This is a genomic window from Rhodoblastus sp. (genome assembly GCF_052145335.1).
In the GTDB taxonomy this organism is placed as follows: Bacteria; Pseudomonadota; Alphaproteobacteria; order Rhizobiales; family Beijerinckiaceae; genus Rhodoblastus.
The window spans coordinates 1-4,403 of sequence record NZ_JBKQOU010000141.1 but is presented as its reverse complement, the minus strand read 5'-3'; the positions used below and the strand labels follow the sequence as shown (position 1 = coordinate 4,403).

4 protein-coding genes are annotated in these 4,403 nt (G+C 63.4%); all 4 read right to left on the bottom strand.

Annotation, left to right across the window (positions count from 1 at the left end):
* Window positions 1-32: 32 nt before the first annotated feature.
* Window positions 33-1,484, bottom strand: coding sequence for a hypothetical protein (locus ACLP2E_RS09930; RefSeq protein WP_442465812.1), 1,452 nt, complete (start codon window positions 1,482-1,484; stop codon window positions 33-35).
* A gap of 5 nt (window positions 1,485-1,489) precedes the next feature.
* Window positions 1,490-2,158 carry an FHA domain-containing protein gene (locus tag ACLP2E_RS09925; protein WP_442465811.1) on the bottom strand — a complete coding sequence of 223 codons (669 nt, stop codon included), beginning with the start codon at window positions 2,156-2,158 and terminating at the stop codon, window positions 1,490-1,492.
* 14 nt (window positions 2,159-2,172) lie between these two features.
* Window positions 2,173-3,438 (bottom strand): VWA domain-containing protein, encoded by a 1,266-nt coding sequence (locus ACLP2E_RS09920; RefSeq protein ID WP_442465810.1) that lies wholly within the window; start codon window positions 3,436-3,438, stop codon window positions 2,173-2,175.
* Window positions 3,439-3,441: 3 nt separating this feature from the next.
* A partial coding sequence (locus ACLP2E_RS09915) for a toxic anion resistance protein (RefSeq protein ID WP_442465809.1) occupies window positions 3,442-4,403 on the bottom strand: 962 nt, incomplete at its 5' end.

Genomic DNA, 4,403 nt, shown 5'->3' with positions numbered 1-4,403 from the left:
CGTCAATGTCGGCAAAGGCGCGAACCATGGCGTCAGCCCCGGTATTCGGCAAGGCGCGGACGCAGGCCGATGAACGCGAGGAGCCAAACCAGCGCGACAAGGACGCCGAGAATATAGGGCGCCTTGACCAGATCGCCCGCGGCCCTCGCCGCATTGTCCTCAAAAGCCATCTGGTTGATATCGATCAGCAGACCGAGTTCCTGATTGACCTTGGCGAAAGCGTAATTGCTCTCACCCGGATTTTCGCCGAGATCGAGCGCGAGCGCGGCCGCCCGGTTTCCGGCGGCGTCGAGCGCACGGATCTTCTGGTCTATGTCGACGTAGTTTTTCAGCAGCGGGAACAGATTGACCGCCTCCTCGCATTCATGCTCGAAAGTGACATTGTTCACTTCGTCGCCAATATAGCCAGCGTTTTGGATCCGCGCGCCGGGATCGTCGAAGCGGCAGCCTCGGGCGCGGTAGAGGATGGCCCGGTTGACCAGCGCCGCACGTACCTGCGGATCGAGAAAACCGCCGCCCGCGATCTGGCCGATGCGGGCGGAAAAACTTGCGCCGTAGTCGGATTTGCGCGCCGGATCGAGCAGAAAATAGCTCTCATCGGCATTGGCGGCGTAAAGCGTCGCGCGCGCTTTCCATAGCGCGCGCACGCTGTCGAAAGCGTCCTCCTTGGCGATGCGCAAATGATCCGCGCTCGCCAGTAGGCCCGTTCCCAGCATCAGCACGCCGGCGACCAGAACCAGGCTCGCCGCGGCCATGCCGGGATTGAGGCTGCGCCGCATGCGCCGCGCTAGAACGATTTGCAGCGCGAGCAGCACTGCTAGCGGTGCCATCGCAGCGAGCACCAGCAGCGGCGGATTACGCAAGCCCGCCATTTTGCGCGCCGCCCAGCTTTTTTCCAGCGCCTTGTCATTAACGCCGTTCAGAGCTTCAGCCGCTGGCGCGAGCTGGTCGGAAATCAGCGTTCCCGCGTGGCGCAGCAGCGCCAGCGTCGCTTCGGGCGGCGTCTGCATACTCGGATCGCCATGAATCGCCCGCGCCTGTCCGATCAGATCGGCGTATCGCTGCAGAGAAGCGGCGATTTCGACGATCGGTCCGCGCTCGGCATCGCCGAAGGTGATGTTCTGCGCGGCGGTGACGAGATAATCCGACAGCACCCGCTGCTGGGCCTCGAAATCGCGCCAGGCCTGCTGCGCCGCGGGACCGCGCAACAGCGCGGCGTTTACGGCGCTGGCGTCGAGTGCGGCGAGGCTGGCGCGGATCTGTTGCGCCGCTATCACCGAAGGCGCGGTGTCGCGGGTGATGGTTTGCACGCCGTTCTTCGTCTCGTGAATCATCAAGCCAAGCCCCGCGCCGAAGACGAGCAGCAGGACCCCGAGCAAAGCCAGCCCCCCGCGCAAAAGCGCGGGTGTCGCTATTTTGTAAGTGGCCATGGAGGTGGTTTTCTCGGCGAACAGGGCCGGAAGGCTCGGAGCGTTCGTGGTCATGGCTTTCAGCGCGCCCTCACGGTGATGCGCGTCCAGCGGCCGAGTTTGATCACATCGCCCGAGGCCAAAGCCACAGGAATGCCGGCGGCGATGGGCGCGTCATTGACCACCGTGCCGTTGGTCGAATTGAGGTCGAGCAAGATCGGATCGCCATCGGCAGTGAAGGAGATTTTGGCGTGACGGCTCGATACGCCCTCGTCGTCCAGTGGCAATTCGGGATGGTCGCGCCCGCCCTTGCGACCGATGCGCATTTCCGCCAGATCAAGCGGGAAGGTCAGGGTTGGACGCGGCGCGATTTGGCTCGCATCGAGTCCGGGATCGACGCTGGCATCGAATTCGATCACAACATACCAGGCGCCCTTGGGCTCGCCCAGCGTGGTGGCTTTCTGCACATCGGCGGTTCGCGCTCCGGTCGGAAGCGATGGCGGATCAGCCGAAACGGGCAGCTGCGAGGCGGCGGTGACGGGCGAAAAGGATTTCCCGGCCTTGAAATTATAGCGGCAAACGCCGCACCATTCGTCCTGTGCATCGCGCGGCGTGCCGCAATCGGGACAGAGTGTCGCCGTCGCCGCTGAGGCTGGCGCCGCGCCAGGATGCATGTTCGCGCCACATTCCGAACACCAGTCGGGATCGGTGGAGGCGCAGCCGTTCTTGGGACAGGGATAGGTCGCCATGTGCGTTCCGGTTTTCAGGAGCTTTTGGTTGGCGCGCGCCGGACGGTGCGTGTCGCGGAAACTTCGGCGTCAAGCAGATCGACCTTGTTGACGCCAGCGCGCAACCGCACCGTGCCCTGGTCGGCGTCCACCACATCGACGATTTTCTTCAGCCGCACGGTGGCCTCGTCATTGCCGCTTTGCTGCGCCAGCTGGATGGCGCGGCCGAGCTTGACAGTGGCAGTCTGGGCGTCGCCGCGGTCCAGCGCCGCCAGCCCCTCGCGCTGCGCTTGCGCCAATTCCGCCTGGCCAGTGAAATGGGCCACGTGCGGATCGATCAACGCGGTCTGGCGGTCGTCGTCGCTCCAGGTCACGGTGATCGCGGGCTGGTTCTCAACCGTGTCGCCGGTCACCACCGCCGTCCGCGCCACGCGCAATTGCTCGCCGATGGCGCCGGGCTGTTTCAGCTCCAGCACGATATGATAATCGCGCTCCTCCGTGCCCCAGGCGCCGGTCGGGTAGTCAAAGGTGCGCTCGTCCTGCGCGATGACCTGGCCGGTGAGGTCGACAATGGTCGGCGACATTTGCCGGACCGAAACGACGCGGGCCATTTTCGGCGGCACGATGAAGCGCAGGCGCACATTCGCCGCGCGCAACGCCGCTGCGCGGCCAAAGGTGTCGCGCAGATCGGCGGCCATGGCCTCACCATTGGCGACGATCTTGGCCTCGCCCAGCAGAGCCTCTGCAATCTGCAGCAATTGCTGCGGCTGCCAGTCCTCGCCGATCCCCCGACACTGGCACTGGAAACGGCCTTTGATCCGTCCCAAAACCTTTTCGAGCACGCCTGGCTCGTCGGTGTTCTCGCCATCCGTGAACAGATGCGAGACTCGAACGGTTTGTTCGCCGCGGCTGAATAATCTGTCGGCTGCCTCCAGGGCGGCCGCCATGGAGGTGCCGCCGCGGGCTTCAAGGCGCGAGACGGCTCGATCCGCCTCGGCGCGGGTCCCTATATTGGCCTCCGACATGGGCGCAACAACCCTGGCCTCATTGTGAAAGCTGAGGATGAAAAAGCGTATTCCGTCGGGAATGCGGGCGATAGCCGAGCGCACGGCGAGTTTGGCCGACGTGATCTTGCCACCCTCCGACATGGAGCCGGAACAATCGATGATGAGACCATATTCGAGCGGCCCGGTCTGGGCCTGCTGGACGCCGAGATCGGCGCGAGCCTTGACGATGACATCCACACGGGTCTGGCACATCGGCAGATAAGCGTTGCAATGCGGTTCAAGAATAAAGGTCATGGGCTAATTCCGTTGTGGAGCGGCTTCTTGCGCCGTGGCCGCACGGTGCGCGGAATAGGACAGGCCCTGGATCACGGCGTCGCGAATTTCGATGAGCTTGCGATTGCTCTCGGCGCGGCTCGCCGCATTGGCCGCGTCGATCTGGGCCCCGGCCTCCAGGGTTTTCATCAGCCGTTCGACCCGGACGGACAGATCCTCAATTTCGGCGGTCGCGCCAGCCTGACTGCGTTTGGCATTGAGATAGACATTGTCGAGCGCGTCAGCGTTGGCCTCAGACAGCTGACGGCGCATCTCGCGGCGTAATTCCGTCGACTTCTGCGCCTGGCCAATATGGTATGACGCGACCAGCCGGCCAATGGCGCTGGCGAGATCCGGTATATCGTTCTGGATCGTGTCGATTGTGTTGGAAATCTCGATCCGCGCCGCTGATTGCCGCGCCCGTATATCGGGCATCGCCAGCAATTTCTCGACGAAACTTACCCTGGCATTGATCAGCCGCGTCTCCATAATGGAAATATTCTCGCCAAGATCGCGAAGTTTTTGCAATTTGAAGGGATCGCGGTCGCCATTCAGCAAGTCCTCGCGTTGCGCTGCGAAGTTTTCGCGCGCCTCGCCCACGGCCAGCTGACAAGCGGCGATATGGGTCATCATTTCGCGCAGCACCCGCTCGGTTGCGATCTCCTGCTCCTCCAGTTGCTGATGAACAGCGCGCAGCCGCGTGACTTCTTTTTGGGCGCGGTTGCGGATGCGTCCCAGTTCGCCGACCAGACTCTGGTGGGTGAGCTGGAAATGGCGGATCGCCGAGACGTAAGGCCCAACCAGCGGCAACTGACCGAAATGTGCCGCCACCCAGTCTTCGCCTTTGGCCTCGCGGCGCATTTTGGTGAGATTGGCGGCCTTGATTTGACGCGACAATTCGAGAATGAGCCCCGCAGCCTCGCCAGTTTCATAGACGGCGACGGCGG